The following is a 23,761-nucleotide window of genomic DNA, read 5'->3' as shown; positions in this document are numbered from 1 at the left end:
AGTCACGCGCCATCGCCGACGCAGTTGCCATCACCCAGTCGGATTCGTGGCATCGTCATGGCTCGGGACGGCGGGCGGGCACTCTTCGTCGACGACGGAAGCGGACTGGGCCAGGGTGCGGGCGTCACAGCGGTCGTGGACGACAGCCCGGTAGCAACTGGTCACATCGATCACACTCAATCGATGATCTTCTGCGGGGACGAAACGGCTGGCATCGGCATCGGTCACGGATTGCCAGTCTCAGACCGGTAGCCAGATTCCGACTGCAGCTTCAGCGGGGAGATCGAATGGGCGCAGATCGAATCTGCAGATGGCAGCAACGACCACTTCATCACCGCCGAGAACCGGCCGAAGTTGGCCGTGGCACGACAGTAAGAAGGGAAGCGCCATGACTCAGGCGGCCAGCGGCCCGTCCAAGGCCCGGTTGCTGGCCATTATTGCCACTATCGGCCCACCGATCACGGTGATTGGCTCGGTACTGGTCTATTTCGGCTGGGTCAAGGCCGATGCCGAGGCCAAATCACTGGGCCTGAACGTGGCGCTGTTCGGGTACACCACCCAGGACTACGTCCGCTTCAGCACGATGCACGCTGCCATCCCGCTGGTCTGTTTGTTGGTTGTCGGTCTCTTCTGGCTGGGCCTGGACCGGAGACTGTCCGAACGGCTGAGGGACGGCCGCGCCTGGCCCAAGGTACGGCGCATCGCCGGGGTCGCAGCCGTCGCCGGATTCGTGCTGGCCGGTGGCACACTGTTGCTGGTGCTTTTGGACCCCGATCAGACTGTCTTGTTCGCTCCGTATGTGGTGGCAGCGGGGGTATTGCTAGCCGCATGGGCGGCGCGGTTGCGTCGTCTGGCACAGGCCGTTCCGGCGCCGCCGGTGTCCATCGAACAGCGCGCGGGCGAGGCGGTGCTGCTGCTCGGATTGGTGACGGTGTTGCTGTTCTGGGGTGCCGCGGACCATGCGCAGGCCGTGGGCCAACGCATCGCCTCGGACCTGGAACAGCACGTGAACTCGCTGCCTGAGGTGGAGCTATACAGCACCGAGCGGTTGGCGATCGGCGCCGAGGGAGTCACCGAAGAAGCTCTGGGCACCAGCACCGCCCCGCTGTACCGTTACGCCGGGCTCCGCCTGCTGGACCTCAGTGGCGGGAACTTGTTTTTTCTGCCGGACGGGTGGAAAGCAGGAAGCGGAACCGTGGTGGTGCTGCCCAATAACGGCACTGTGAGGGTCGAATACGGGCCATGAGATGCCGCCAGTGTCACGACCGCTTCCACGATTCCCACGCAGAATGCAATTTGGTCCTACTGTCCCAGCAGGTCCTTCCGCGCAGCCTCGAGACCGGAGACGCCAACCGTCCACCGGGGACGCTTGAAATCGCCCGGCGTGACGCTCACTTCCTGCTGCTCCGCCAGTTCGCCGGGGCGCGTGACCACGCGTTTGACGCTGCCCCAGGAGTATCCGAGGCTGCGTGAGACCCCCAAAGACGAATGGTTCCAGACCGCCGCCGAGGATTCGGCCACTTCCGCACCGAGGTGGTCGAAGGCAAAAAGCAGCACTGCAGCTCGCATTTCCTTCCCAAAACCGAGTCCCTGGTGCCGGCATGAAAGCCATGAACCAGTGGTCACGGTCTTGCGGATTGAAAAATCGCGGGCACCGATGTCCTGCATGCCGACCGGGATTCCTTCGTGACTCACAACCGGGTTCAACGTCCAGTTGTCCGGGGAAATACCGGAGCGGACGTGCCATTGGTGCCTGGCGGTGTTTCGCATGAGTTCTTCCCAGGGCGCATCGGTCCAAGGCGTAGAGAAGGGCATGACGGCGGGGTCATGGATCCCGCCGAGGGCTGCTTCGATGATCCCGGGCAGATCTTCGTCCCGGACCAGCCGGAGTTCCAGCCGTGGGCTGTTGATCGTGAGGCCAAAGAGCGGCCACCCATCGGTTAATTCAAGCATTACCCCAACCTATCCTTGTGCACCTTTCATGCAAAGCAGCAAGTCACATACAGGTTGCAGTTGAGACGTAACCGGCGGCCCATGGCCCGGTCGCGGTTCGCAAGGAGCCGCTGGACCCCTAACGGCCGCACCGTCCCGACTCTGCCAGAAACCCCGACTCTGCCAGAAACAGTGTCAGGACGGTGCGGGAATCCGGTGTCCGGCCGACATGCATGCGGAGGCCCGGGACCTATGGGCTTTCCGGGCTCTCCGGGTTTTCCTGCCCGCCGGGCTCATCGGGGGAGTCGACGTCGGGGGAGTCCGGGCGGTTGCGGCGCTTCAGATAGCGTTCGAACTCCCTGGCGATTGCCTCGCCGGTGGCCTCGGGCAGCTCGGTTTCGTCCTGCGCCTTCTCCAGCTGGCGCACATAGGCGGCAATGTCGCTGTCGCCCTTGGCAAGTTCGTTGACCCCGCGCTCCCAGGCCAGGGCGTCCTCGGTGAGTTCTTCCAGGTCGATCGTCAACGGGAAGAACTCCTCCACCCTGTGCAGCAACGCCAGTTCGGCCTTGGGTGAGGGCGCTTGTGCCACATAGTGCGGAACCGCCGACCAGATGCTCAACGTCGGCAAGCCCGAGGCCTCGGCAACCTGTGCCAGCACCCCGAGGATGCCGGTGGGACCCTCATAGCCGGATTCCTGGACGCCGAGGGCTTTGCGGACCCCGGGATCGCCGCTGGTCACCGACGCCTGGATGGGGCGGGTGTGCGGGACGTCGGCGAGCAGGGCGCCAAGGGCCATGACCGCCTGCACGTTTTCCTCCTCGGCCCGGGTGAGGATTTCGGCGATGAAGGCCTTCCAGCGGTAGGTCGGTTCCACGCCGCGCAGCAGCACCAGGTCGACGGGGCTGTCTTCCAGCTCCGTGCGGTACATGTGCGTGGTCGGCCACTTGATGACGCGTTTGCCGGATGCGGTGCGACGCACCTGCGGCCTGGAGAATTGGTAGTCGTAGAAGTCGTCGTCGCTGATGCCGGGGATCTTCTTGGCTCCGCTGGCGCGGCGGATGAGCCGCAGTGCCTCACTGGCTGCATCGCCGGCATCGTTCCAGCCCTCAAACGCCACGATCATGATGGCGGGACGAACTGTTCCGTCCCCGGGGGCGGAGGCCGCGAGGGACGAAAGTGTCACCGGATCGTTCATATCTTCGCTCACAACCACACACTAGCGCGCGAAGTCGTCAGCATGTGAACCCCAAGCCGATTAGAATTGGCTCATGCCAACCGCGAATCTAGCCGTTTTGCCCGCGACTGCCCGCAACACTGCCGTCCAGGGTGTGCTCTGGGACATGGACGGGACCCTCTTGGACACCGAGCCGTATTGGATGGCCGCCGAAGGCGACCTGGTGGCCGAGCACGGCGGCCGGTGGTCGCATGAGGACGCGCTGTCGCTGGTTGGCAGCGCGCTGCCCGACTCCGCCGCGGTGCTGCAACGTGCCGGGGTTGACCTCGGCACACGCGAAATCATCGACTTGCTCAACGAGCGCGTGATGGCGGGAATCAGCAACCATGTCCAGTGGCGGCCCGGTGCGCTGGAATTGCTCGAGGAACTGCACCAGGCGGGCATTCCCTGCGGCCTTGTCACCATGTCGGAGGGCCCCATGGCCACGCTGGTGCTGTCGCTGCTGCCCAAGAAGTACTTCGCCTTCCAGGTCACCGGGGACCAGGTGGTGCGCGGCAAGCCGCACCCGGACCCGTACCTGCTGGGCCTCGAGAAACTTACGGAGCTGGTCCCCGACCTCGAATCCCACCGTATCGTCGGGATCGAGGATTCGGCCCCGGGCATCACCGCGGCGGCCGCGGCTGGCCTGACGGCCGTGCTGGTCCCGCACCTCGGCCACGTCCCCGAATCGGACCTGTGGCACAGCATCGACTCGCTGGAACAGGTCGGGCTCCCTACACTTTCGTCCCTGATCGGCATCGGAGCACGCTAAATGACTGAAACACCAGCCAAGCGCGAGGGCATCCCGCTGGGGTCCTTCTTTGGCGTCCCGGTGTCGCTGGCCTGGTCGTGGTTCCTGATCGCGGCGTTCATCGTCGTGGTCTTCGGGCCGCAGGTCGACCGGGCCATCCCGGGGCTCGGCTACGGCGCCTACGTCGTCGCCTTCGCCTATGCGGTGCTGCTGGCGCTCTCGGTGCTGGTGCACGAACTGGCCCACGCGGTGACCGCCAAGGGCTTCGGCTGGCCCGGCGCCCGGATCGTGCTGAACCTGTGGGGCGGGCACACCCAGTTCTCGTCGTTCAACGCCACGCCGGGACGCTCGCTGGCCGTGGCCATGGCCGGACCCGCCGCAAACTTCGTGATCGCGGGAGTCGGCTACGTGCTGCTGCACCTGGTCAACCCCACCGGCGTCACCTTCCTCCTGTGGGACATCCTGGTCTGGGCGAACCTCCTGGTGGCGCTGTTCAACATCCTGCCGGGCCTGCCGCTGGACGGCGGACGGCTCGTCGAATCGGCCGTCTGGAAGGCCACCGGCTCGCAGGACCGCGGCACCGTTGCCGCCGGCTGGGCCGGGCGCGTGCTCGTGGTGCTGATCGTCGGCTACTTCGTGATCAGCCCGCTGACCCGCAACGAACCGCTGGATTTCCAGGTGCTGCTGGTGGCGATCCTCATTGGCGGCTTCATGTGGACCGGCGCGTCCCAGATCATCGCCCACGCGAAGCTGCGCCTGCGCCTGCCGCTGGTGTCGGTGCGGGCACTCATGGAGCCGGCAACGGCCCTGGCCGTGGACTCCACGCTGGCCGACGTCTCCGCGCGCATCGCCAGCCGCGGCGGGCGCGTCATCCTGATCGACCAGGCCGGCACCCCGCAGGGCGTCATCGACGAATTCACCCTGGGCCAGGTCGATCCGGGCCTGCTGGCCGGAAGCCCGGCGCTCTCCGCGGCCCGGGCGCTGAGCCCCGGCGCGGTGGTCAGCGACACCGCCGACGGCCGCGCCCTGATCGGCTACCTTGCAACACTTGAAGGCAGCGAATACGCGGTGATCGACGAGCAGAACCGCATCATCGGGCTGCTCGACCAGGCGAACATCGTCGCCGCGATCACCGGCAAGCCGCAGCAACCCCACGCGCACTAGGCGCCCAACACCTGTGCCGCGCCGCCGTCCCGGAAGGGCAGGGCGAAGCAGGCAAACAAACGACAAGATCCCCAAGCACAAAGGACACCCAGCAACACATGAGTGACATGCCAGCAGCGCCGCACGGCGCAACGAACCGCCGCGGCCCCTTCCGTCCCGGCGACCGAGTCCAGCTCACCGACCAGAAGCGCCGCATCAGCACCATCACCCTGACCCCGGGCGGCGAGTTCCACACCCACAAGGGCGTGCTCTTCCACGACGACTTGATCGGCCAGCCCGAGGGCTCGATCGTCGAGAACACCAACGAGGTCCGCTACCAGGCGCTGCGCCCGCTGCTGAAGGACTTCGTGCTCTCGATGCCGCGCGGCGCCACCGTGGTCTACCCCAAGGACGCGGCCCAGATCATCCAGATGGGCGACATCTACCCGGGCGCCCGCGTGGTCGAGGCCGGCGTGGGTTCCGGCGCGCTGTCGATGTCGCTGCTGCGCGCGGTGGGCGACCACGGCTACCTGCACTCCTTTGAGCGCCGCGAGGAATTCGCGGAGATCGCCCGCGGCAACGTGGACACAGTCTTCGGCGGCCCGCACCCGGCCTGGCAGATCTCCATCGGCGACTTCCAGGAGAAGGTCCTGGAGACCGAGGAACCCGGCTCCGTGGACCGCGTGGTCCTCGACATGCTCTCCCCGTGGGAGTGCGTGGACGCCGTGTCCACCGTGCTGGCACCGGGCGGCGTGTGGGTCAACTACGTGGCCACCGTGACCCAGATGTCCCGCACCGTCGAGGCCATCCGCGCCACCGGCCTGTACACCGAGCCGGAGTCCTTCGAGACCATGGTCCGCGGCTGGCACGTGGAGGGCCTGGCCGTGCGCCCGGACCACCGCATGGTCGCGCACACCGCCTTCCTGATCACCTGCCGCCGGCTTGCAGACGGCGCCGTGGGCATCCCGGGCGCCAAGCGCGTGAAGGAGCACACCTACTCCGCCGAGGACCTGGCCACCTGGACCCGCTCCGAGACCCCGGAGGACTGGAACCACGAGGCACTGGGCGAACGCGGCGTCTCCGCACGCAAGCTGCGCCGCGCCGCCAAGGACGCCAAGTCGATGACCCAGCGCGGCTCGCTGCCGCAGGGCGAGACGGAGCTCGAGGAAGAAGAGCCCTCGGGCGAGTAACCCCCGCCCCGCGTGGTCCGTCGGTCACAAACCGCCGGATCACGCGGGGGCATGCATAGTATGAGTGTGTAGTTGCGGACGCCGGCGGTGCCGGCGGACGCAGACCTCAGAGAATGCGAAACGGGTTGATGATGAGCGAAGATACAGATCGCACACGGTTAGAGGGCCAAGTAACGGCCGCCGAACGGCAATTGAACGTGCTGCGTGACAAGAACCGCCAACTAGACCGCCAGCTTGCCTCGGCCGGGACCAACAACTCGCGCCTGGTGGCCATGCTGGAACGCACCCGCGAGGAAATCATCAACCTCAAGGCCGGGCTGGAAAAGGACGGCGACACACCCTTCAGCCACGGCACCATCGTCGAGAAGCACCCGCGCAGCCACCCGCAGGGCGGCGTGGCGATCTCAGCCACCGGCGTGCAGTCGGTCGACATCCTGCAGGGCGGGCGCAAGCTCCGCGTGGCGATCAGCCCGCTGCTCGACTTCGACAAGCTCCACGTCGGGCAGGAAGTCCTGCTCAACGAATCCCTCGTGGTCGTCGCGGGCCTCGGCTACGAACAGGCCGGGGAACTGGTCACGGTCAAGGAAGTCCTCGAGGACCACCGCGTCGTGGCCATGGGACGGACCGACGACCAGCGCGTCATCCGCCTCGCGGACCCGCTTCTCCTGGACAAGGTCCGGGTGGGGGACGTGCTCTCGCTCGACTCGCGCACCGGGCTCGGCATGGAAAAGATCCACCTGAGCGACATGCAGTCCCTGGTGTTGGAGGAGGTCCCGGACATCTCCTACGCGGACATCGGCGGGCTGTCGGACCAGATCGAGGCCATTCGCGACGCCGTCGAGCTGCCCTTCCTGCACCCGGACCTCTACCGCGAACACGGGCTCACGGCCCCCAAGGGCATCCTGCTCTACGGCCCCCCGGGCTGCGGCAAGACGCTGATCGCCAAGGCAGTGGCGCACTCGCTGGCCGAGCGCACCAACGAGCGCAACGGAAACGGCGACACCGCGCGCAGCTTCTTCCTGAACATCAAGGGCCCGGAGCTGCTTGACAAGTACGTCGGCGAAACCGAGCGCCACATCCGGCTGATCTTCGCCCGAGCCCGGGAAAAGGCGGCCGGCGGCAGCCCCGTCGTCGTCTTCTTCGACGAGATGGACTCGCTCTTCCGCACCCGCGGCACCGGCGTGTCCTCCGACGTGGAAACCACGATCGTGCCGCAGCTGCTTGCAGAGATCGACGGCGTCGAGCGCCTGGACAACGTCATCGTCATCGGCGCCTCAAACCGCGAGGACATGATCGACCCGGCCATCCTGCGCCCCGGGCGCCTTGACGTGAAGATCAAGATCCGCCGGCCCGACGCCCAGGGCGCGGCCGAGATCTTCGCCAAGTACCTCACCGACGACCTGCCGCTGCACCCCGCGGACCTGGCCGAGCACGGCAACGACGCCACCGCCTGCGTGCGCGCCATGATCCAGGCCACGGTCGACTCGATGTACTCCACCGGGGCCGAGAACCAGTTCCTTGAGGTCACCTACGCCAACGGTGAAAACGAGATCCTCTACTTCAAGGACTTCTCCTCCGGCGCGGTGATCCGCAACGTGGTGGACCGCGCCAAGAAGTCCGCCATCAAGGCGTTCCTCACCAACGGGGAGCGCGGCGTGCGCATGGACTACCTGCTGGCCGCGGTCGTGGAGGAGTTCCAGGAGCACGAGGACATGCCCAACACCACCAACCCGGACGACTGGGCACGGATCTCCGGGCGCAAGGGCGAACGCATCACCTTCATCCGCACCATCGTCGCGGACAAGAACGGGCGCGGGAAGTCCCTGGCCGGCGAAGAGACGGGGCAGTACCTGTGAGCGTGAACCGTGTCATGGGCCTGGAAACCGAATACGGCGTGCTGGCCCCGGCGATGCCCGGCGCCAACGCCACCATGCTCTCGGCCCAGGTCATCAACGCCTATGCTGCCTCCGTCCGCGCCGGGTACGGGCACCTGGCCGGCACCCGCTGGGACTACTCCGACGAGTCCCCGCTGAACGACGCGCGCGGCTTCACCCAGCCGCGCGCCCAGGCCGACCCCTCCCAGCTCACCGACGTGGAACCGGAGCTCGATGCCGAGCAGGTGGCCCTGTCCGGGGGAGACACGACCATCGGCTCCACGCTCTACGACGAGCCGGACGAGGGCCAGGAGGTCCTCATGAACATGGTGCTGGGCAACGGGGCGCGCCTCTACGTCGACCACGCGCACCCTGAGTATTCCTCCCCGGAAACCACCAACCCCTTCGACGCGGTGCTCTACGACCAGGCCGGGGACCACGTGGTGCTCACCGCCGCCCGGCGCATCGAGGCCACCAACGGCTTCGTGCCGGTGCACCTGTACAAGAACAACACCGACAACAAGTCGGTGTCCTACGGTGCGCACGAGAACTACCTCATGCCGCGCAGCGTTCCCTTCGACGCGATCGCCACGCACCTGATCCCGTTCTTCGTGAGCCGGCAGGTCATCTGCGCCTCCGGCCGGGTGGGCCGGGGCATGCTGGGCCAGTACGACGGCTTCCAGGTCTCCCAGCGCGCCGACTTCTTCGAGGCGCAGGTCGGCCTCGAAACCACCATCCGCCGGCCGATCATCAACACCCGCGACGAGCCGCACGCCCACTGGGAGAAGTACCGGCGTCTGCACGTGATCATCGGGGACGCGAACCTCGGCCAGGTGTCCACGCTGCTGCGCACCGGCACCACGGCCCTGGTGCTGTCGATGATCGAGGCCGGCACCGCCCCGGAACCCGCGCTGCGCGAACCCGTCGCGGCGCTGCAGGCCATCAGCCACGACCCGACGCTGAAGGTCAAGGTGGAGCTGGCCGACGGGCGCCGGCTCACGGCGCTGGAGATCCAGCGCATCTACCTGGACGCGGCCGTCGCGCACTGCGCGCGCACCGGCGCCGACGACGAGGCCACCACCGAGATCCTGCGCCGCTGGGAAGACACCCTCGCCACGCTGGGCACCGACCTTTTTGCCGCCGCGGACACCGTGGACTGGGTGGCCAAGTACAAGCTGATGAGCGGCTACGCGCAGCGCCACGGGCTGGACTTCACCGACCCGAAGATCGCGCTCATGGACCTGCAGTGGGCGGACATCCGCCCGGAAAAGGGCCTGTACTACCGGCTGGCCGAGCGCGGCCTGATGGAGACCATCTACACCCCGGCGCAGATCGCCGCCGCCGCCACCACCCCGCCGGAGGACACCCGGGCGTACTTCCGCGGCCGGGTGCTCAGCCAGTACCCCGAGCACGTGGTGGCCGCCAGCTGGGACTCGGTCTCCTTCAGCGTCCCCGGGGCGCGCAAGCTGGAACGGATCTCCACCCTGGAGCCGCTGCGCGGCACCAAGAAGCTGGTCGGCGGGCTGTTTGACGCCGAACTTTCGATCAGCGAGTTCATTGGAACGTTGAAGCGCTAAAGCGCCTTGGCAGTGGCACTATGGACGCATAACTGAATTTCGGGCCGGGTGCCGCCACCGGCATTCGGCCCCCCCGACCACGGCACGTGCCAGCCACGTTCCATCCGGATAGACGACAAAGGGGCAGGACCATGACGCAGGAAAGCTTTTCGGCACGACGCACCGAGGAAACCACCGAGCAGGAGCAGGAAACCGAGGTAGTCAAGGCCACCACGCAGGACGCCGGCGTGGATGACCTGCTCGACGAGATCGACGGAGTGCTGGAACAAAACGCGGAGGAATTCGTGCGCGGCTTCGTGCAAAAGGGCGGGCAGTGATTGAGCTCGGTCCCGGACCTTCCTTTCTGGAGTACCTGAACCGGGACCGTCCCGACCTGCTTCCCCACACCAGCGCCCCCGCGGCGGGCGTTCCGCATGCCACCACCATCGTGGCGCTGGGCTACGCCGACGGCATCGTGATGGCCGGGGACAGACGAGCGACCATGGGCAACGTGATCGCCAGCCGCCACATCGAGAAGGTCTTCGAAACCGACAGGTACTCCGTGGTCGGCATCGCCGGCGCCGCGGGCCTGGCCATCGACATCGCCAAGCTCTTCCAGGTCGAGCTCGAGCACTACGAGAAGATCGAGGGAACGCTGCTTTCCCTGGAGGGCAAGGCCAACCGGCTGGCCTCGATGATCCGCTCCAACCTCGCCATGGCCATGCAGGGCATGAGCGTGGTGCCGCTGTTCGCCGGCTACGACACGGCCAAGGAGACCGGCAGACTCTTCTCCTTCGATATCACCGGCGGCCTCTACGAAGAGGTCGAGCACCACAGCATCGGTTCCGGGTCGGTGTTCGCCCGCGGCTCTCTCAAGAAGCTGTGGCAGCCGGAGATGGACTCCATGCGCGCCATCCGCGTGGCCATGGAGGCCCTCTACGATGCCGCCGACGACGATTCGGCCACCGGCGGCCCGGACACGGTGCGTAAGCTGTGGCCCGTGGTCTACACGGTCACCGCGGAGGGCGCCACGCGCGTCGCCGAACCTGTGCTCGCGGCCATGGCCCAGCAGATCATCGACGAACGAACCAGCCAGGGAATGGAGGCCTAGATGAGCGCACAGTATTACGTTTCCCCGGAACAGCTGATGAAGGACCGGGCGGATTTCGCCCGGAAGGGCATCGCCCGCGGGCGTGCCGTCATCGTGGCCTCCTGCGCCGAGGGAATCGCGCTCATCGCGGAGAACCCCTCCGGCTCGCTGCACAAGATCGGCGAAATCTATGACAGGATCGCGTTCGCGGCGGTGGGAAAGTACAACGAGTTCGAGTCCCTCCGCCAGGCGGGCGTGCGCTACGCGGACACCCGCGGGTACTCCTACGCCCGCCAGGACGTCACCGGACGCGGTCTGGCCAGCGTGTACGCGCAGTCCCTCGGCGCGGTCTTCACGGCCGAGGCCAAGCCCTTCGAGGTGGAGCTCGCCGTCCTGGAACTGGGGGAGACCCAGGAGGAGGACACGCTGTTCTCGCTGAACTTCGACGGTTCGATCGCCGAACAGCCCGGCCTGATCATCATGGGCGGCGACACCCCCGCACTCCGGGCCGCGTGGGCCGCCGCCTGGGGCGAGCGCGTCCTGGCCGAGTCGAGTGCCGCCGCCGTGATCCGTGCCGCCGCCGCCGTCCTTCCCGGCGTCGGCGAGGGACCGGACGGCGCCGGGTTCCTGGAGGTCGCGGTGCTGGAGCGGATCAACACGCGGGGCACCCACCGGCATTTCCGCCGGCTAGACAAGCCAACCATTGCAGCGATATTGAGTTCAGGAGAATAACGGGTTCATGGACCGCAGGATTTTCGGCATAGAGACCGAGTACGGAATCAACTATTCGGACCCGACCGGGCGCCCCCTCACCCCCGAGGAATCGGCCCGCTATCTTTTCCGCCGCGTGGTGGCCTGGGGTCGAAGCTCCAACGTCTTCCTGACCAACGGGTCGCGGCTCTACCTGGACGTCGGGTCGCACCCCGAATACGCCACGGCCGAATGCGACGACCTGGCCCAGCTCATCGCCCACGACCGTGCCGGGGAATCCATCCTCAACGACCTGGTTGCCAGCGCCGAACGGCGCATGGCCGCCGACGGTTTCAACGGCAAGCTCTACCTCTTCAAGAACAACACCGACACAGCCGGCAATTCCTACGGCTGCCACGAGAACTTCCTGATTCCGCGCAGGCTCGAGTTCGCGCGCCTGGCCGAAATCCTGATCCCCTTCCTGGTGACCCGGCAGTTGGTCGCCGGGGCCGGCAAGATCGTCAACGTCGAGGGCGAGTCGCTCTACGCGTTCTCGCAGCGCGCGGACCACGTGTGGGAAGGCGTTTCCTCGGCCACCACGCGTTCGCGCCCGATCATCAACACTCGCGACGAGCCGCACGCGGACGCCGAGTACTACCGGCGCCTGCACGTGATCGTCGGGGACTCGAACATGAGCGAGACCACGCAGCTGGTGAAGCTCGGCGCCACCGACCTGATGCTGCGGATCATCGAATCCGGCAAGATCATGACGGACCTGCGGCTGGAAAACCCGATCCGCAGCATCCGGGACATTTCACACGACTTCAACGGCCGGACCGTCGTGAAGCTGGCCAACGGCAAGGAAATGACGGCGCTGGAACTGCAACGCCAGTTCCTGGCGCTGGCCACCGATTTCGTCGCCCGCGAGGGCGCACACCACGAGCGGGTTCCCCAGGTGCTGGACCTGTGGGAGCGGACCCTGGATGCGGTGGAGTCGGGGGACTCCTCGACGATCGACACGGAAATCGACTGGGCCATCAAGCACAAGCTCATTTCCTCCTACGCCGCGCGCCACGGCCTGGGCCTCGATTCACACCGGCTGGCCCAGCTGGACCTGACCTACCACGACATCGACACCAAGCGCGGGATCTTCCACCTGCTGCGCAACCGGGGGCAGGCAGCCAGCGTCGTCGACGCCAAGGACATCGCCTACGCCGTGGACAACCCGCCGCAGAGCACCCGGGCCAAGCTGCGCGGCGACTTCGTGCGTGCGGCCAAGGACGCCGAATGCGATTTCACCGTCGACTGGGTGCACTTGAAACTCAACGACCACCCCGGCCAAACCGTGCTGTGCAAGGATCCGTTCCTGAACGAGGATCCACGGGTGGCGGCGCTGATCCAGAGCATCTGAGCCGACATGCGGCTCGAATACACCGTTCGATAAGGAATTTCACAGAATCAGCGTTTAAGCTGGACAAATACTTTGACATCTACTCACCACCGTGTGTGGGTTTGCCTTGTCTCCATGCCCCAACTGAAAGTTGATTTCGTGCGCAAAGTTATGGCACTCGCCGCGGCGGCTTCACTGCTGCTGCTTTCCGCCTGTGGTTCAGCCGCCCCCGCTTCCAGCGGTGATACCGCCCCGTTCGCGTCACTCAAGGTCACGCCCGGGAAGGACGATTCATCGGATCCAACCGTCACCTTTGACAGTCCGCTGGTAGCCACCGAGACCGCCGCAAAGGTCGTCGTCGAGGGCAAGGGCGAGACGATCAAGGAGAACCAGAACGTCAAGTTCAAGTCGGTCGCCTACAACGCGGAGGACGGCAGCCTGATCGGTTCCGGCTTCAGCCAGGCTCCCTTGACCCTGCCGACCACCGGCGAGATGAAGACCCAGATGCCTGCGCTCTACGACACCTTCCTGGCGGCAAAGGTCGGATCCTGGATCGCATTCGTCGAGCCGGCAGCCGAGGCAGCCGCAACCCCAAGTGAATCGGCGTCGCCTTCGGCATCGCCCGCAGCGGCCAAGACCCTTGTGGTTCTCAAGGTCATCTCCGCCGAAGCCATTCCTCCGGCTTCCGAGAAGCTCGGCCCGGACGAGGTCAAGAAGCTCAAGGACTCCGGTGCCCTGCCGACGTTCGAGATGAAGGACGGCAAGCCGGCCATCACCATCCCGAAGGACAAGACCGAACCCGCGGGCCTGGTCGTTGACATCGTCAAGGAAGGCACCGGCAAGGTCGCCACCGCAACCTCGGATGTTTCTGCCAACTACACCGGCGTGCGCTGGGAAGACGGCAAGCAGTTCGATTCCAGCTACGACCGTGGCGCAGCGTCCGATTTCAATCTGTCGCAGGTCATCAAGGGCTGGACGCAGGGCCTGTCCGGTCTGAAGGCCGGAACCCAGGTCATGCTGACCATTCCGACCGACATGGCCTACGGCCCGGATGCCGCCTCACAGGGGCGCCCCGCCGGCACCCTGGTGTTCTTCGTTGAACTCAAGGAAGTAAAGTAGCTACGACGCTACAAGCAATCAACCGAAAGGATTCAAGCATGTCATTTGGACAGCGTGAATACGACCGCACCAAGCCGGAAATTGAATTCCCGGGCACCGATGCCCCGACCGAGCTGAAGATCGAGGACATCGTCGTCGGCGACGGCGCCGAGGTTGTTCCCGGTTCGACCGTTTCGACCCACTACGTGGGCGTTGCCTGGTCGACCGGCGAAGAATTCGACTCCTCCTGGAACCGCGGCACCCCGCTGGACTTCCGTGCAGGCGTCGGCCAGGTCATCCAGGGCTGGGACCAGGGCCTGATCGGCATGAAGGTCGGCGGCCGTCGCCGCCTCGACATCCCTTCCGAGCTTGCCTACGGTTCCCGTGGCGCCGGTGGAGCCATCGGCCCGAACGAAGCACTGATCTTCGTGGTCGACCTCGTAGCCGTACGCTAAACATTCGCGACTTCCGAGTCGCCCTTTGGCCGTGTTTTCCCTTTTCAACAGGGCAAACACGGCCAAAGTCCGTTTAACCGGCGTTGCATTGGCACGCGGTGACGGCCACGGGGTAATCTTGCGAGCGTGGCTCAAATTAACTCCGGCGGCCCCTCCCGGGCCGAGAAGCTTGTCAGTCTCACCTATGCCCTGATCAATACGCCCCACGGCTATTCCAAGCGCCAGCTGCGCAAGATCGTCGATGACTACAGGGGGCTCTCCGAGGCTGCATTCGACCGGAAGTTCGACAGGGACAAAAAGGACCTCAGGGACATGGGCATTCCCCTGAAGACCATTGGCGAAGGGGGCGAGGAACGCTACCTCATCCCGCCCGAAAGCTACAGGCTTCCGGAAGTCCGGTTCACCACCGAGGAATCCGCGGTCCTCGGGTTGGCCGCACAGCTTTGGAAAGACACCGAGCTTGAGTCCTTTGCCGCCCGCGCCACCGGTCGGCTTGCCGTCGGAAACCGTGACGTAGGCGAGGAAGCGCAATTCACCGAGTATGTGCCTCGCCTGCATGCCTCGGGTCCTTCCTTCGGCGCCTGCCTGCACGCCGTATGGTCCCAAGAGATCGTCCGCTTCGAGTATCTGGATGCCCAAGGGCAGGCCAGCGAACGAACCGTGGACGCCTGGGGGATAGGCTCGCGCTTCGGCAACTGGTACCTGGTGGGCTTTGACCACAACCGCCAAGACATCCGGATGTTCCGCCTTTCACGGATCCTCAGCGACGTGACGCCCGGCAAGGTCCATTCATCGCGTCCGGCCGGATTCAAGATGGCCGAAGCCCTGGACCGGCTCGACCCGTACATTGCCGGGGAAACGGCCAGGGTTTCCCTGGTCAAGGACACCGGTTGGTCCCTGCGATCCCGCGCGACAACCATCATCCCTGGTGAAGAGCACGACGAAATCCTTCTCCAATTCCACGACCTGGTGACCCTCGCTGCCGACATCGCCAAGCTCGGCCCGAACGCAAAGGTCATCGAGCCCGCAGGGCTGCTTGACGCGGTGCAGCGAAAGCTCGCCGATGCCCTGGTGAAACAGCGTGATTCGGTGCCCGTCTTCAAACTCAGCAAGCGGCGCAACCTTGGCCGGCCGCCGTCCACCGACGCGGTTGCCCGCAACCTCGACATCATTTCCTACGTCGCCAAGATCGGGTCACCAACGGTGGCCCAGACTGCCGCGCACTTCGGGCTGAGTGAGAAGCAGTTGCTGGAGCACCTGCAGACGATCATGATGTGCGGCGTGCCCAATGGCCTCCCGGACGAGCTGATCGATGTGGAATGGGAAACCGGTGAGATCAGCATCAACAACGCCGAGGCCCTGAATGCCCCGATCCGACTGGGCCTCCAAGAAGCGGCGGCGATGCTCGCTGGGCTCGCTTCCCTGCGCCAGCTGCCCGATTTTGAGCACTCGGCGTCGATCCAGGGTGCCTTCGCCAAGCTGCAACAGGCGGCAGTCGGATTCGAGGGGCTCGAATCGGTGCTGTCGATCGCGCTGCGCTCCACCGAGGAGAACGAGAACTACGCCGTATTGCTTCACGCGATCCGCGAAAACCAGGTCATCAACCTGAAGTACTACAGCGCCTCCAGCGACGCAGTCAGCGAACGGCTCGTGGAACCCATCCGCCTCGTGGAACACGCAGGCCGGCAATACTTGCGGGCCTGGAGCCAACGCAATGAACAGCTCCGCAGTTTCCGTGTCGACCGCATCCAGGCAGCCAAAACAACAGGTGCGGTTTTCGAAGTGGACCACAGCAAGCACGAGGACACCGAGGACATCTTCTTCACCCCTGGTGCCGACGACGTGCAAGTGGTTCTTGGTTTCGGCAAGCGTCTGGCCCTGGTGGCCGACGAGTACTCTCCGGAGCAGTGGGCAAAGGTCGGCGATGAACTGATCGCCGAAATCCGCATGTCCTCCACGGCCGTCCTGCCAGGCATGATCGCCTACCACGGCGGGGACCTGCGGGTGCTCGCCCCGGACAATGTGCGTGAAGAAGTCGAATCCTGGCTGCGGAACGCTTTGTCGATCGCGGAGGTGGCTTGAGCATGTTGCCGTGGTGGTTTTGGGTATTGCTTTGGATAGTCCTTATTCTTGGAATGCTGCTTTTTCTGGTTCTTTCCGGCATCAGGCTCTTCCGCGGATTCATGAAACTCATGGATGAAGTGGGCGAAGCCGGCGACCGGATAGGAATGGCAATGGAGACACCTGCAGGGCCCATCGATTACGGGGTTTTCCCCGATCGAGGACCGAGCGGTGTTGCCGCGCTCTTCCAAGACCCCGAGGATGCACGCGCATCATTGGAAGCCGGAAAGGCCCGACGCGTCGAAGTTCGGCGCGTGCGCCGCGTGGAGCGTAAAGCTCTGCGCGGACAAGCGCAACGCGTGGCCGATCTCGACCTGTTCTAACGTAGAATTAAACCAATTGAAAGGTAGGTTCCCCATGCTCGGTGGACTGCAAGGATGGCACCTGGTCATCATCATTATTTTGGCTTTGTTGCTCTTCGGCGCCCCAAAGCTTCCGGGCTTGGCCCGTTCCGTGGGACAGTCCCTGCGTATCTTCAAGTCGGAAGTGCGTCAGATGAAGGACGATGAGAAGAACCCTTCTGCAGCGGATGAAACCGTTGAGGGTAAGATCGTTGATCCCGACCGTCGTGAGAACAACGCTTAATATTTCGTGAGCGACAAGGGAACTGCCCAGCAAAAGGGGCGGAAGGACAATCCAGAGGGCCGCATGGCCCTCAAGGCACACCTCGTGGAGGCGCGTAACCGCCTTTTCATTTCACTGATTGCTCTGGTGTTGGGCACAATCGGCGGGTTCTTCCTGTACAACGACGTCCTTGGCCTTCTCGTTGCCCCGGTGCGCGAGTACGGGGGCGGAGTCAACTTCACTTCGGTGATGGCTCCGTTCGACCTCATGCTCAAGACTTCGTTGCTCTTGGGTCTGGTCTTCTCGGCTCCTGTCTGGATCTACCAGCTGTGGGCCTTCATCGTGCCCGGGTTGAAGAAGAACGAACGGAATACCGCCCTTGCCTTTGCCGCGGCGGCAGCCCCGCTGTTTGTCATGGGTGTCGCAATGGCCTATTGGGTCCTGCCGCATGCCCTGAAGTTCCTCATCTCGTTGACGCCGGCAAACACGCAAGCATTGATCTCTTCCGACAACTACCTTCCGTTTGTCTTCCGGTTGTTGATTGCCTTCGGCTTGGCCATGCTTGTTCCCGTGTTGATGGTCGGGTTGAACATGGTTGGCGTGCTGAAGGCGAAGACGATCATGAAGCACTGGCGGATCACGGTGTTCCTCATCGCGTTGGTGGCTGCCATGGCGGCACCCGGCGGCGACGCGATCACCATGTTCGCTTTGGCCGGTCCACTCTTCCTTACCTTCGCGGCGGCCACGCTGGTTTGCCATCTCAACGATCGCAAGCGCAACAAGAAGCTCGCTGCCATGGAAGCGGAGAATGCAGCGAATGCCGGACAGGGTTCATCCCTTCCCGAGGTGCCGGATCTTCCATAAGCAGCGCCCAATACAGCGCACCAACGCGGGACCACTTACCACCATCTTGAAAGGGGTCGCAGCGTGAACACGCCGGCCGAGCGTTACGCCGCAGCCAAGGAACGGACAAGGGAAGCCGACACCGGCCTTCCGGAATTCCGGGCCACACTTGGCTTTGACCTAGACCCATTCCAGGAAGAAGCATGCCGGGCTGTTGCCTCCGGCAGCGGCGTTCTGGTTGCTGCACCCACCGGTGCAGGCAAGACGGTGGTGGGGGAGTTCGCGATCTTCGAGGCCCTTCGATCCGGTCGAAAGGCGTTCTACACGACCCCCATCAAGGCGCTTAGCAACCAAAAGTACAGCGACCTTGTTGCCACGTACGGCCCGGAACGCGTCGGACTGTTGACCGGCGACGTGACGATCAACGGCGAAGCCGATGTGGTCGTCATGACCACCGAAGTCCTCCGCAACATGCTGTACGCGGACTCCGACACCCTCCAGGGACTGGGCTATGTGGTGATGGACGAGGTCCACTACCTTGCCGACAAGTTCCGCGGTGCGGTGTGGGAGGAAGTTATCATCCATCTGCGCGAGGACGTGCAGGTGATCTCGCTTTCCGCAACGGTCTCTAACGCCGAGGAATTCGGCGGGTGGCTGGACACGGTGCGCGGCGACACCCGAATCATTGTCTCGGAACACCGCCCGATCCCGCTCTTCCAGCATGTGATGGTCGGCGGCAAGCTCATGGACCTCTTCGCCGAGGACGTTGCGTTTGATCAGGTTGCCGAAACCCCCGAACGTTCCGCAGCGGTAAACCCCGAACTGAGCAAGCTCGCGCAGCGGGGATTCCAAGGCCCCCGTTCACGCTCGTCCCAGCGCGGCGGACGGCGCGGAGGCAACGGCAACGGGGGCCGCCAGCGGGAACAGCTAAGCACCAAGGTCTCGCGGCCGGACATGATCATGGCCCTGGACCGAGCCGGATTGCTACCCTCGCTGGTCTTCATCTTTTCCCGCAACGGCTGCGACGCAGCGGTTGCCCAATGCGTGCGCTCCGGCCTTGCGCTAACCACCACGGCCGAGGCAACGGAGATCGAGCAGGCGATCGACATGGTCGCCTACAAACTCCCGGCCGACGACCTCGATATCCTCGGCTTCTGGCCCTGGCGCGAAGGGCTCATGCGCGGATTCGCCGCCCACCACGCGGGGCTGCTTCCGATCTTCAAGGAAGTCGTCGAAGACCTCTTCGCCCGCGGCCTGGTCAAGGCCGTTTTCGCCACAGAAACCTTGGCGCTCGGCGTCAACATGCCGGCACGCTCCGTTGTCATGGAGAAACTCGAAAAGTTCAACGGCGAATCCCACGTATCAATCACAGCCGGTGAATACACGCAGCTGACCGGTCGCGCCGGGCGCCGCGGCATCGACGTGGAAGGCCACGCCGTCGTGCTCTGGCAGGCCGACACCGATCCGGCGGCTGTCGCCGGTTTGGCGTCCAAGCGCACGTACCCGCTGAATTCCAGCTTCCGTCCGACCTACAACATGTCGCTGAACCTGACCTCGCAGTTCGGGCGCGACCGTGCCCGGAGCATTCTAGAGACGTCATTCGCGCAGTTCCAGGCCGACCGCTCGGTCGTCGGCCTGGCTCGCCAAGTTCGCTCCCGCGAGGAGTCGCTTGAAGGCTACAAGAAGGCCATGACGTGCCACCTAGGTGACTTCAGCGAATATGCGGCAATGCGAAACGCGCTGTCCGAGGCCGAAAAGGAGGCGTCGAAGACCATCTCCCGGCAACGGCGCTCTGCGGCAAGTGAATCGCTCGAGTCGTTGATGCTCGGCGACATCATCGAGGTCCACGGCCCGCGCAGGCTGGGACGCTGCGTGGTCGTTGAACTGGACACGGCGTGGAACGATCCGCGCCCCACGGTGCTCACCGAGGAAAAGCAGATCCGACGCATCGGCGTGCAGGACCTGGACGGTCCCGTCGAGATCATCTCGCAAATCCGCATCCCCAAGGGGTTCACGGGTCGAAGCCCCAAGGAACGCAAGGACCTTGCGGCATCACTGCACAACGCGATCGCCGATTCCAGGCCGCCGCGGCGCGGCGCCGCGGGCTTTAATTTCTCCGGGAGCCAGGAGCAAGAGGCCAAGATTGCCGAGTTGCGTGCTGCCTTGAAGGCTCATCCTTGCCACGGCTGCTCCGAGCGTGAAGACCACGCACGATGGGGCGAGCGCTACACGAAGCTGTTGAAGGACACCAACAAGTTGCGCTCACAGATCAGCGGGCGCACCAACACCATCGCGAAGACCTTTGACCGGGTGGCATCCGTGCTCGAGCAGTTCGAGTACATGATTCCCGCCTCGAACGACAACGACCAGGCCCAAATCACCGAGGCCGGCCAGCGCCTGAGGCGTATCTACGGCGAACGCGACCTCCTGACTTCACTGGTCATGGAATCGGGAGTCCTGAACGAGATGAATGCGGAAGAATTGGCCGGATTCATCTCATCCCTGGTCTTCCAGGCGCGCCGCGAGGACAACTCCGACGAGCCACGTATGCCCAGCGCCAAGGTGCAGCTGGCCTGGGAAGCATCGGTCAACCTGTGGTCCCGGCTCAGCGATGCGGAAGTCATTGCACGGCTTCCCGAAACGGTGGCCCCGGATTCCGGGCTCATCTGGCCGATGTACAAATGGACCAAGGGTTCCGACCTGCGCGAGTGCCTGCGCGGCACCGACCTTGCAGCCGGTGACTTCGTGCGGTGGGCCAAGCAGGTTATCGACGTCCTTGACCAATTGGCCAAGATTCCCGACCTGAACAGCGGCCTGGCCCGTTCCTGCAATCGCGCCGTCGACCGGATCCGGCGCGGTGTCGTGGCCTATTCGAACGTTGTCGACTAACCGACCGAGTCTTGCCGTTTCGGCTTTCAGCGCCCTGGTTTCCTGTGCGCGGTTCTAAAAGTAAAGGTAAACAATGTCTCTTGATTTGTATCGTAACGGATCCATTTACTCGCCCGCGGACCCGTTTGCGACGGCGATGCTCGTGGAAAACGGCACCGTTGCCTGGATCGGTTCCGAATCGGCTGCAGGTGCGCTGCTGGATGCGCGGATGACCGAGATCGACCTCCAAGGTGCACTTGTCGCCCCGGCCTTCGTGGATTCCCACGTACACCTCGGTGCCCTCGGCGCAAACCTAGCAGGCCTGGACCTCGGCGGTGCCTCGAGTTCCGCGGACATCCTTGACCTGGTGTCCTCCGCAGCAGGCACGGGAGCCGGAATCATCCAGGGGTTCGGCTGGGACGAAACCAAGTTTGCCGATGCATCCATTCCAACACTCGAAGAGCTGGAGCGCGCGGCCCCGGGCCGCGAGGTCTACCTGTCCCGAATCGACGTCCACTCGGCGCTGGTCAGCCCGCAGCTGGCCCAGCGCCTCGGGCTCGTGGCCGGTTCGGAATTCTCCGGAGCCTTGGTGCGCGGCAGCATCCACGCCCAGGTTCGCGCATCTGTTTTCGCCTATGACGAATCGGTGAACGCGGCGCATCGAGAGCGCGCACTGTCACATTTGGCAGCCACCGGCCACGGCACCGTGGTGGAGATGGCGGCCGAGCACATCTCAGGACGCAGCGACCTGCAGGCCCTGCTGACCCGAGGCGAAGAAGAAGCCGCCCTCAGCCCCAATGTCTACGCCTACTGGGCGCAGGCCGTGTCCGAGGAATCGGAAGCCCGTGAATTGCTGGCTTCCTTTGGTTCCCCGGCAGTCGTCGGACTCGGCGGCGACTTGAACATCGATGGTTCCATCGGTTCACGCACCGCACTTTTGCGTTCCGACTACGCGGATGCCCCGGGAAACCGCGGTACCTCGTACCTGTCCGTCGACCAGATCAGTGCGCATGTCGGCGCCTGTTCGCTTGCCGGCATCCAGGCCTCGTTCCATGTGATCGGGGACGCCGGATTGGATGCGGCCTTGGAGGGCTTCGCCAAGGCCGCGGAAACCGTCGGCCTTGCAGCGGTGCAGGCCGGTCGCCACCGCCTGGAGCACGTCGAAATGGTTGATGAGCAGGCGCGCACCAAGATGCTCAACTTCTCCCTGACAGCTTCGCTGCAACCGCAATTTGATGCCCTGTGGGGTGGACCGGGTGAACTCTACGAGCAGCGTCTGGGAGCCGAGCGGGCCACCGGAATGAACGCGATCGGGAAGTTCCTTTCCGCCGGAGTACCCGTGACGGTGGGTTCGGATGCCCCCGTGACGCCAACGAACCCCTGGGCAACCATCAAGGCCTGCCTTGAGCTCAACGATGCCCAGGCGCGAATTTCCGCCAAGGCCGCATTCATGGCGCACACGCGCTCAGGGTTCCGTGCACTGGGGGAGTCGAACCCGCTGGCCGGCCAATTGGTGACGGGTGCCGAGGCGACGTTCGCGATCTGGAACGCCTCGGAACTCACCGTCCAGACTCCCGATGTCCGGGTTTCCTCCTGGAGCACCGACGCCCGGGCGGGAACGCCAATGCTGCCGGTGCTCGAAGAAGAGATGCCGACGTGTCTTCGCACCGTCCGCGCCGGACGCGTCATCTTCGACGGCATGGGCGTTTAGCGGCCGCATGCCGGCGTGAGCGTCGAAATTGCCCCATAAACGGCATCTGACCTCATACTCTTTGAAGATTTATGCCCTTGAAACGGTTGACAGCGCGGCCGGTGGCGGTAGGCTGTAATCATTGTCCGGTTTTAGGCTCGGACTTGCTGGTTTTCCGGCGCGCGTTGACGGGTTGGCCCCCGGAGCACTAGATAACACCTCGGCGCTTGCCGCCGAGGAATGGACCGAAGCTCCGGGGGCAAATCTGTGTCTTGTGGCGGATCTCCCGCCGGGGTCTTGGGCATCACACGAGCCGATCATCCCGGGTCCCAAAAGCGCGCGTATAATTGTGGCTTGACCTCAACATGATCCTGACATTCATGGTCCTGACACTTAACCGTGTTCGGAACAATTGCGGTGAAGCGCTTAGCTCCCGCCTCCATGTGGATCACCTCTTCAGCAGAAAGGGACTTTCGCGTGCGCGTAGTCACGATCATTCCGACCTACAACGAGCTTGAATCGTTGCCGATCACCGTGGGTCGCCTACGTGCCGCAGTCCCTGACTCGGATGTTTTGATCGTCGATGACAACAGCCCGGACGGCACCGGCGACCTGGCCGACAAGATGGCCAGCGAAGACAGTGCCATCCACGTCATGCACCGCACCGGCAAGGAAGGCCTGGGTGCCGCATACCTCGCGGGCTTCCGTTGGGCTCTTGACGCCGGCTACGACGTGCTCGTTGAGATGGACGCCGACGGTTCCCACAAGCCCGAGCAGCTGCCGCTGCTGCTGGCCGAAATCCCCAAGGGCGCCGACCTTGTCATTGGCTCGCGCTGGGTCAAGGGCGGTTCCGTCGTGAACTGGCCGCTGCACCGCAAGGCGATTTCGCGCGTGGGCAGCTTCTACTCCCGCATGATGCTGGGCGTAAACCTTCGCGACATCACAGCAGGCTACCGCGCGTTCCGCCGCGAAACCCTCGAGGCGCTCGATTTCAACGCGGTCGAGTCCGTCGGCTACGGTTTCCAGGTTGACATGACCTTCCGCGTGGCCCAGCTGGGCAAGAACATCGTCGAGGTTCCCATCACCTTCGTGGAGCGCGAACTCGGCGTCTCGAAGATGAGCGGCAACATCGTTGTCGAGGCGATGCTCAACGTCACCAAGTGGGGACTTGGCGCACGCTGGAAGAAGCTGACCGGCGGCAAGAAGTAGGCACTCGGCTCAGCCACAAGCATTAAAAGCCTGCGGGGCCCGGTGGAAATCCACCGGGCCCCGCAGGCTTTTAATGCTGTTGTT

The 23,761-nt window shown here is 64.5% G+C and carries 22 protein-coding genes; 19 read left to right on the top strand and 3 right to left on the bottom strand.

What is annotated here, in order from left to right; genetic code table 11:
- Positions 1-30: 30 nt before the first annotated feature.
- Complete coding sequence (locus ACIQLF_RS06085; protein ID WP_400296412.1) at positions 31-228, bottom strand: hypothetical protein; 198 nt, start codon at positions 226-228, stop codon at positions 31-33.
- Positions 229-388: 160 nt separating this feature from the next.
- Here ACIQLF_RS06085 and ACIQLF_RS06080 point away from each other — a divergent pair, with 160 nt between their 5' ends.
- The gene (locus ACIQLF_RS06080) at positions 389-1,246 is read left to right on the top strand and encodes a hypothetical protein (protein WP_400295648.1); all 858 of its coding nucleotides are present in this window, start codon (positions 389-391) and stop codon (positions 1,244-1,246) included.
- A 56-nt stretch (positions 1,247-1,302) separates the two neighbouring features.
- Here ACIQLF_RS06080 and ACIQLF_RS06075 read toward each other — a convergent pair whose 3' ends face one another.
- Together ACIQLF_RS06075 and ACIQLF_RS06070 are read right to left on the bottom strand one after the other, a co-directional pair.
- Entirely contained in the window at positions 1,303-1,953 is a 651-nt protein-coding gene (locus ACIQLF_RS06075; protein WP_400295645.1) for a GNAT family N-acetyltransferase, read from the bottom strand.
- A 229-nt stretch (positions 1,954-2,182) separates the two neighbouring features.
- The gene (locus ACIQLF_RS06070; RefSeq protein ID WP_400295643.1) at positions 2,183-3,139 is read right to left on the bottom strand and encodes a PAC2 family protein; all 957 of its coding nucleotides are present in this window, start codon (positions 3,137-3,139) and stop codon (positions 2,183-2,185) included.
- 61 nt (positions 3,140-3,200) lie between these two features.
- On the opposite strand from ACIQLF_RS06070, the gene ACIQLF_RS06065 reads away from it, so the two are divergent.
- From ACIQLF_RS06065 to ACIQLF_RS05980, 18 genes are all read left to right on the top strand, one after another.
- The gene (locus ACIQLF_RS06065; protein ID WP_400295640.1) at positions 3,201-3,917 is read left to right on the top strand and encodes an HAD family hydrolase; all 717 of its coding nucleotides are present in this window, start codon (positions 3,201-3,203) and stop codon (positions 3,915-3,917) included.
- A complete protein-coding gene (locus ACIQLF_RS06060) occupies positions 3,918-5,060 on the top strand; it encodes a site-2 protease family protein (RefSeq protein WP_400295639.1) in 1,143 nt (380 codons plus the stop codon). It abuts the gene before it with no gap.
- A 98-nt stretch (positions 5,061-5,158) separates the two neighbouring features.
- A complete protein-coding gene (locus ACIQLF_RS06055; RefSeq protein WP_400295636.1) occupies positions 5,159-6,229 on the top strand; it encodes a tRNA (adenine-N1)-methyltransferase in 1,071 nt (356 codons plus the stop codon).
- A gap of 128 nt (positions 6,230-6,357) precedes the next feature.
- Positions 6,358-8,085 (top strand): proteasome ATPase, encoded by a 1,728-nt coding sequence (gene arc / locus ACIQLF_RS06050; RefSeq protein ID WP_400295633.1) that lies wholly within the window; start codon positions 6,358-6,360, stop codon positions 8,083-8,085.
- Between the two features lie 14 nt (positions 8,086-8,099).
- Positions 8,100-9,680 carry a depupylase/deamidase Dop gene (gene dop / locus ACIQLF_RS06045; RefSeq protein ID WP_400296383.1) on the top strand — a complete coding sequence of 527 codons (1,581 nt, stop codon included), beginning with the start codon at positions 8,100-8,102 and terminating at the stop codon, positions 9,678-9,680.
- A gap of 131 nt (positions 9,681-9,811) precedes the next feature.
- Positions 9,812-9,997, top strand: a complete 186-nt coding sequence (locus ACIQLF_RS06040; RefSeq protein WP_400295631.1) for a ubiquitin-like protein Pup — start codon at positions 9,812-9,814, stop codon at positions 9,995-9,997.
- Positions 9,994-10,770 carry a proteasome subunit beta gene (gene prcB / locus ACIQLF_RS06035; protein WP_400295628.1) on the top strand — a complete coding sequence of 259 codons (777 nt, stop codon included), beginning with the start codon at positions 9,994-9,996 and terminating at the stop codon, positions 10,768-10,770. The genes ACIQLF_RS06040 and prcB overlap by 4 nt, the downstream gene beginning before the upstream one ends.
- On the top strand, positions 10,771-11,481 hold the full coding sequence (prcA, locus tag ACIQLF_RS06030; RefSeq protein WP_400295626.1) for a proteasome subunit alpha: 711 nt from the start codon (positions 10,771-10,773) through the stop codon (positions 11,479-11,481). It abuts the gene before it with no gap.
- Positions 11,482-11,488: 7 nt separating this feature from the next.
- Positions 11,489-12,850: a Pup--protein ligase gene (gene pafA / locus ACIQLF_RS06025; RefSeq protein WP_400295623.1), complete on the top strand. Its 1,362-nt coding sequence runs from the start codon at positions 11,489-11,491 to the stop codon at positions 12,848-12,850.
- A gap of 138 nt (positions 12,851-12,988) precedes the next feature.
- Positions 12,989-13,948, top strand: a complete 960-nt coding sequence (locus ACIQLF_RS06020) for an FKBP-type peptidyl-prolyl cis-trans isomerase (RefSeq protein ID WP_400295620.1) — start codon at positions 12,989-12,991, stop codon at positions 13,946-13,948.
- 38 nt (positions 13,949-13,986) lie between these two features.
- Positions 13,987-14,382, top strand: coding sequence for an FKBP-type peptidyl-prolyl cis-trans isomerase (locus ACIQLF_RS06015; RefSeq protein WP_400295617.1), 396 nt, complete (start codon positions 13,987-13,989; stop codon positions 14,380-14,382).
- A 126-nt stretch (positions 14,383-14,508) separates the two neighbouring features.
- Positions 14,509-16,464: a helix-turn-helix transcriptional regulator gene (locus ACIQLF_RS06010; RefSeq protein ID WP_400295614.1), complete on the top strand. Its 1,956-nt coding sequence runs from the start codon at positions 14,509-14,511 to the stop codon at positions 16,462-16,464.
- A complete protein-coding gene (locus tag ACIQLF_RS06005) occupies positions 16,461-16,826 on the top strand; it encodes a hypothetical protein (protein ID WP_400295611.1) in 366 nt (121 codons plus the stop codon). Before ACIQLF_RS06010 ends, ACIQLF_RS06005 begins: the two co-directional genes overlap by 4 nt.
- Positions 16,827-16,860: 34 nt before the next feature.
- The gene (tatA, locus tag ACIQLF_RS06000) at positions 16,861-17,088 is read left to right on the top strand and encodes a Sec-independent protein translocase subunit TatA (RefSeq protein WP_400295608.1); all 228 of its coding nucleotides are present in this window, start codon (positions 16,861-16,863) and stop codon (positions 17,086-17,088) included.
- A 6-nt stretch (positions 17,089-17,094) separates the two neighbouring features.
- Complete coding sequence (gene tatC / locus ACIQLF_RS05995; RefSeq protein WP_400295605.1) at positions 17,095-17,931, top strand: twin-arginine translocase subunit TatC; 837 nt, start codon at positions 17,095-17,097, stop codon at positions 17,929-17,931.
- 63 nt (positions 17,932-17,994) lie between these two features.
- Complete coding sequence (locus tag ACIQLF_RS05990) at positions 17,995-20,799, top strand: DEAD/DEAH box helicase (RefSeq protein ID WP_400295602.1); 2,805 nt, start codon at positions 17,995-17,997, stop codon at positions 20,797-20,799.
- A gap of 73 nt (positions 20,800-20,872) precedes the next feature.
- Entirely contained in the window at positions 20,873-22,489 is a 1,617-nt protein-coding gene (locus ACIQLF_RS05985) for an amidohydrolase (protein WP_400295599.1), read from the top strand.
- 456 nt (positions 22,490-22,945) lie between these two features.
- On the top strand, positions 22,946-23,677 hold the full coding sequence (locus ACIQLF_RS05980) for a polyprenol monophosphomannose synthase (RefSeq protein ID WP_400295596.1): 732 nt from the start codon (positions 22,946-22,948) through the stop codon (positions 23,675-23,677).
- Positions 23,678-23,761 lie beyond the last annotated feature (84 nt).

The organism is Paeniglutamicibacter sp. NPDC091659 (assembly GCF_044756805.1).
Lineage (GTDB): Bacteria > Actinomycetota > Actinomycetes > Actinomycetales > Micrococcaceae > Paeniglutamicibacter.
This window is presented reverse-complemented; position numbering and strand designations above follow the sequence as displayed.

Excerpts from the sequence above, each read along its gene's own strand:
- arc (WP_400295633.1), top strand. The coding sequence starts at position 6,358 with ATGATGAGCGAAGATACAGATCGCACACGGTTAGAGGGCCAAGTAACG.
- ACIQLF_RS06065 (WP_400295640.1), top strand. The coding sequence starts at position 3,201 with ATGCCAACCGCGAATCTAGCCGTTTTGCCCGCGACTGCCCGCAACACT.
- pafA (WP_400295623.1), top strand. The coding sequence starts at position 11,489 with ATGGACCGCAGGATTTTCGGCATAGAGACCGAGTACGGAATCAACTAT.
- tatA (WP_400295608.1), top strand. The coding sequence starts at position 16,861 with ATGCTCGGTGGACTGCAAGGATGGCACCTGGTCATCATCATTATTTTG.
- prcA (WP_400295626.1), top strand. The coding sequence starts at position 10,771 with ATGAGCGCACAGTATTACGTTTCCCCGGAACAGCTGATGAAGGACCGG.
- ACIQLF_RS06015 (WP_400295617.1), top strand. The coding sequence starts at position 13,987 with ATGTCATTTGGACAGCGTGAATACGACCGCACCAAGCCGGAAATTGAA.
- ACIQLF_RS06055 (WP_400295636.1), top strand. The coding sequence starts at position 5,159 with ATGAGTGACATGCCAGCAGCGCCGCACGGCGCAACGAACCGCCGCGGC.
- ACIQLF_RS06040 (WP_400295631.1), top strand. The coding sequence starts at position 9,812 with ATGACGCAGGAAAGCTTTTCGGCACGACGCACCGAGGAAACCACCGAG.
- dop (WP_400296383.1), top strand. The coding sequence starts at position 8,100 with ATGGGCCTGGAAACCGAATACGGCGTGCTGGCCCCGGCGATGCCCGGC.
- ACIQLF_RS06080 (WP_400295648.1), top strand. The coding sequence starts at position 389 with ATGACTCAGGCGGCCAGCGGCCCGTCCAAGGCCCGGTTGCTGGCCATT.
- ACIQLF_RS06075 (WP_400295645.1), bottom strand. The coding sequence starts at position 1,953 with ATGCTTGAATTAACCGATGGGTGGCCGCTCTTTGGCCTCACGATCAAC.
- ACIQLF_RS05985 (WP_400295599.1), top strand. The coding sequence starts at position 20,873 with ATGTCTCTTGATTTGTATCGTAACGGATCCATTTACTCGCCCGCGGAC.
- ACIQLF_RS06060 (WP_400295639.1), top strand. The coding sequence starts at position 3,918 with ATGACTGAAACACCAGCCAAGCGCGAGGGCATCCCGCTGGGGTCCTTC.